Annotated in this window: 4 protein-coding genes; 1 reads left to right on the forward strand and 3 read right to left on the reverse strand. The window is 64.7% G+C overall.

Annotation, left to right across the window (positions count from 1 at the left end):
- The first annotated feature begins 120 nt into the window (after positions 1-120).
- A complete protein-coding gene (locus MOV74_RS31870) occupies positions 121-1,353 on the forward strand; it encodes an FAD-binding oxidoreductase (RefSeq protein WP_246930972.1) in 1,233 nt (410 codons plus the stop codon).
- Positions 1,354-1,420: 67 nt separating this feature from the next.
- On the opposite strand, the gene MOV74_RS31875 is transcribed toward MOV74_RS31870, so the two are convergent.
- The 3 genes from MOV74_RS31875 to MOV74_RS31885 all read right to left on the reverse strand — a co-directional run.
- Complete coding sequence (locus MOV74_RS31875; protein ID WP_246930974.1) at positions 1,421-2,755, reverse strand: dicarboxylate/amino acid:cation symporter; 1,335 nt, start codon at positions 2,753-2,755, stop codon at positions 1,421-1,423.
- A gap of 84 nt (positions 2,756-2,839) precedes the next feature.
- The gene (locus MOV74_RS31880) at positions 2,840-3,397 is read right to left on the reverse strand and encodes a biotin transporter BioY (protein ID WP_246930979.1); all 558 of its coding nucleotides are present in this window, start codon (positions 3,395-3,397) and stop codon (positions 2,840-2,842) included.
- An 86-nt stretch (positions 3,398-3,483) separates the two neighbouring features.
- Positions 3,484-4,514, reverse strand: a 1,031-nt coding sequence (locus MOV74_RS31885) for a pyridoxal phosphate-dependent aminotransferase (RefSeq protein ID WP_246930976.1), incomplete at its 5' end; no start/stop codon positions are given.

Below are 4,514 nucleotides of genomic sequence, written 5' to 3' on the forward strand. Positions count from 1 at the left end.
GGCCGCGCCCCGCCGCGCGGGCTGGTGGTCCCGCCGGTTCGGCGGCGGCGAGTAAGGGGATCATCCAGATGAAACCGCCCGGCCAAACCGGGCGGTTTTGATTTGGCGAGGTAGGTTCCAATGCAGAGCGCAATCGTTCTCGGCGGTGGCATGATCGGCGTGAGTGCGGCGCTGCATCTGCAGCAGCGCGGCTGGACCGTCACCCTCGTCGATCGCAAGGAGCCGGGCCGCGAGACCAGCTATGGCAATGCCGGAATGATCCAGGCCGAAGCGGTCCGCCCCTATCCGATGCCGCGCGACCTTGCGACGCTGCTGAAGATCGCGACCGGCCGCACCAACGATGTGCGCTACAGCCTGTCGTCGCTTCACCGCCATGTCGAGCCCTTGCTCCGCTACTGGTGGCACTCGGCGCCGAAGCGGCATCGCGAGGCGATCGAGGCCTGGGCACGGCTGATCGCCTACGCGACCGCGGAGCACGACATCCTCATTCGCGAAGCCCATGCCGACAATCTGATCCGCCGCGCCGGCTATCGCATGCTGCATCGCGATGCCGCTTCATTCGACCTCGCGATCAAGACGGCGGAGGAAGATCAACGCGAATTCGGCGTGAATTTTCGCGTGCTCTCCGGCAGCGAGCTTGCCAAGGCCGAGCCGATCCTGCGCGACGATCTTCCCGGCGCGATCCATTGGCTCGACACCTGGACCGTGTCCGATCCGGGGGCGCTCGTCACGGCGTATGCCGAGCTGTTCGAGCGCCTCGGCGGCACCATTGTTCTCGGGAACGCCCAGAGCCTGCGCCAGACCGCGACCGGCTGGTCCGTCGATGCGGACCAGGGGCGCCTCGATGCCCCTCATGCCGTCGTGACGCTCGGACCATGGTCGCCCGATCTGCTGCACAAGTTCGGCTATCGCATTCCACTGGTACGCAAGCGCGGCTACCACATGCATTACAGCGGCGGCGCCTCGCTCGACCTGCCTCTCGTCGACAAGGGCGGCGGCTACGCCATGGGACCGATGGCCAAGGGCATTCGCATCACCACAGGAGCCGAGCTGACGAGCCCGGACGCGCTCGCAACGCCCGTGCAGCTCGCCAGCGCGGAAGGCTCCGCACGCGAGCTGATCGACCTCGGCAAGCGCGTCGAGCCGGATCCGTGGTTCGGCACCCGTCCCTGCACGCCCGACATGCTGCCGGTGCTTGGGCAAGCGCCGCGTCATCCCGGCCTCTGGATGAATTTCGGCCACGGCCACCAGGGCTTTACCCTGGGACCGGCGACCGGACGCCTGCTCGCCGAGATCATGAGCGGCGAGACGCCGGCGATTGATCCCGCGCCGTACCGGCCGGAGCGGTTCTAGTCCCAAAAAGAAAAGGACTGATCGAGGATCTCGACCAGCCCTTTTCGCTCCAAGCCCGGGGGCGCGATCAGTCCGTCGTGATCGCCGTCTCCATGTCGGTCGGATCGATCTGCTTGGAAAGGTTGGCGTTGAGCTTGTCGCGGTCGAGCTCACCCTCCCACCAGGCAACGACCACGCAGGCGACGCCGTTGCCGCACAGATTGGTCAGCGCGCGGCACTCGCTCATGAACTTGTCGATGCCGAGCACGATCGCCATGCCCGGCACGAGGCGCGGATCGACCACGGCCAGCGTCGCCGCCAGCGTGATGAAGCCCGCGCCGGTGATGCCGGAGGCGCCTTTCGACGTCAGCATCGCCACGACCAGGATGGTCAATTGCTGGCTGAAGCTGAGATCGTAGCCGAGCGCCTGCGCGATGAAGAGCGTCGCCAACGTCATGTAGATATTGGTGCCGTCGAGGTTGAACGAGTAACCCGTGGGCACCACGAGGCCGACCACCGACTTGGAGCAGCCGAGCCGCTCCAGCTTTTCCATCAGGGACGGCAGCGCGCTTTCCGAGGACGAGGTGCCGAGCACGATCAGCAATTCGTCCTTGATGTAGGCAAGGAACTTGAAGATCGAGAACCCTGCCAGACGTGCGATGATGCCGAGCACGACGAAAACGAACAGCGCCGCGGTGACATAGAACGTGGCGATCAGCCCGACCAGATTGAGGATCGCGCCGGTGCCGAACTTGCCGATCGTATAGGCCATCGCACCGAACGCGCCGATTGGCGCTGCACGCATCACGATGGAGATGACGCCGAACACGGCATGAGCGGCGTCGTCGATGAAGCTGCGGATGGTGTGGCCGCGCTCGCCGAGGCTCATGACCGCGAAGCCGAACAGCACCGAGAACAGCAGCACCTGCAGGATTTCGCCTTGCGCGAAGGCGCCGACCACGGTGTCGGGAATGATGTGCAGCACGAAGTCGACGGACTTCTGACCGGCGGCCTGCTTGGCGTAATTTGCAACGGCCGCCTCGTTGGCCGCTCCACCGCCGAAGCCCGCGCCCGGCTTCACCAAATTGCCGATGATGAGTCCGATCACCAGGGCGAAGGTCGAGACGACCTCGAAATAGACCAGTGCCTTGACGCCGATGCGGCCGACTTTTTTGGCGTCCTGGATATGGGCAATGCCGGAGACGACGGTGCAGAAGATGATCGGGGCGATCACCATCTTGATCAGCTTGATGAAGCCGTCACCGAGCGCCTTGATCCATTCGTTGGTGGCGACCTGTGGCCACAGCCAGCCGACGATGGCGCCGAGCACGATGGCGATCAGCACTTGGATGTAGAGAACCTTGTACCACGGCTTTGCTGCGGGCGGCGCGATCGGCGCCTCCGCCATCGTTGTCGTCGTCATCGTTTCACTCCCCCTCAAAACTTTGGGCCAGCCAAGATCAACTTGGCCGGCCCTGTCAATCGGAACTGCTCGCTTTTGCCGGTTTTACCTTCGGCGCTCTATCAGCCTGCGCGCGGCTGGCATCAGCGTCGCGCCAAGCGCGTTCTTGACCAGCGAAGCCGCAACGAACGGCACGATGCCGACCTGCCAGGATTTCGCAACGCTCAGCCCGAGGCCAAACGCCAGCCAGCCGAAGCCGGCGGCCAGAATGACGATATGGCCAACAGCCATTGCTGCAAACAAAAGCGGCACGCTGCGATCCCAGCCGCGCTCGGCGAGCCAGCCGGTCACGAAAGCGGCCGCAATGAAACCGAACAGATATCCCGCGGTCGGGCCGAGCAGCGGTGCAATGCCACCCACCGGCCCGGCAAATACCGGCGCGCCAAGCGCGCCTTCGGCAAGGTAGGCGATCATGGTTGCGCTGCCAAGACGCCAGCCGTAGGCAGCACCGATCATCAGCACCACCAGCGTCTGCAACGTCATGGGGACATAGGGCAGCGGCAGGCTGACCTTCGCTGATAGCGCCATCAAGGCGGTGCCGAGCGCGATGAGCACGACGGCGCGCACTGCGCCAACGGTTTCGCCCGGCCGGGTCGGCCACATCAATGCGGCCAGAGAAAAATGCGGCGCAACGGTCGAGGCAGATCGGTCAGACAAGATGAACTCCGGAAGTGGTCGAAAACTGGCGGCTATTTAAGCCAGTGAGCGATCCGGTCAACTGCCTCGCGCATCTCCCCGGGCGAGCGCGCATAGGAAAGACGAATGAACGAGCGGCCGTGAACGGGATCGAAATCAAGGCCGGGCGTGGCCGCAACGCGTGCCTGCTCCAGCATCTGCTTGGCGAACTCGAAACTGTCGGAGGTGAAGTCCGAGACGTCGGCATAGAGATAAAATGCACCATCGGCCGGTAGGAACTTGCTGAGGCCAGCTTTCGGCAATCCCTCGATCAAAATCCGCCGGTTCTCCTGATAGCCGTGCTTGATCGCCTCCATCTCGGCCGCACCGTCGAAAGCGGCTTCAGCGGCAATCTGCGAGAGCGACGGCACCGAGATCGACAGATTCTGCTGCAGCCGCTCGATCGGCCGCACCAGGATTTCAGGCACGACCATCCAGCCGACGCGCCAGCCCGTCATGCAGAAATACTTCGAGAACGAGTTGATCACGAGTGCGTGCTCGGAGAGTGCTGCGGCGGTGACGGCCGGAAACGCATAGTCGAGCCCGTGATAGATCTCGTCCGAGATGAAGCGGATGCCCGCGCCTTCGGCGGCCGCAATCAGACCAGCGAGCGCTTCGCGGGACATCATCGTCCCCGTCGGATTGGCGGGGCTGCCGACCAGCACACCCTTCAGCGGCGCCTTGCGATGGGCCGCGAGCAGCGCCTCGCCGGTGAGCGCATGGCGCGTCTCGTTCGTGGTCTCGATCAGCACCGGCTCGCAACCGAGCGCGGTGAGGATATGTCGGTAAGGCGGATAACCCGGCACCGTCACGGCAACGCGGTCACCCGGCTCGAACATCGCCAGGAAAGCCAAAATGAACCCACCCGAGGAGCCGGTGGTCACCACGACCCGCTCGGGGCTGACGTCACAGCCATAGGCATCGCGATAATGGCGTGCGATGCGCTCGCGCAGACTGGGGATGCCGAGCGCCGAGGTATAATCGATCCGCCCGGCCTCGAGCGCCGCATGGGCGGCCGCAATCGCGGTCTTGGGCGCGCCGGCCG

Origin of the sequence: Bradyrhizobium sp. SHOUNA76 (assembly GCF_023006445.1) — a bacterium.
In the GTDB taxonomy this organism is placed as follows: Bacteria; Pseudomonadota; Alphaproteobacteria; order Rhizobiales; family Xanthobacteraceae; genus Bradyrhizobium.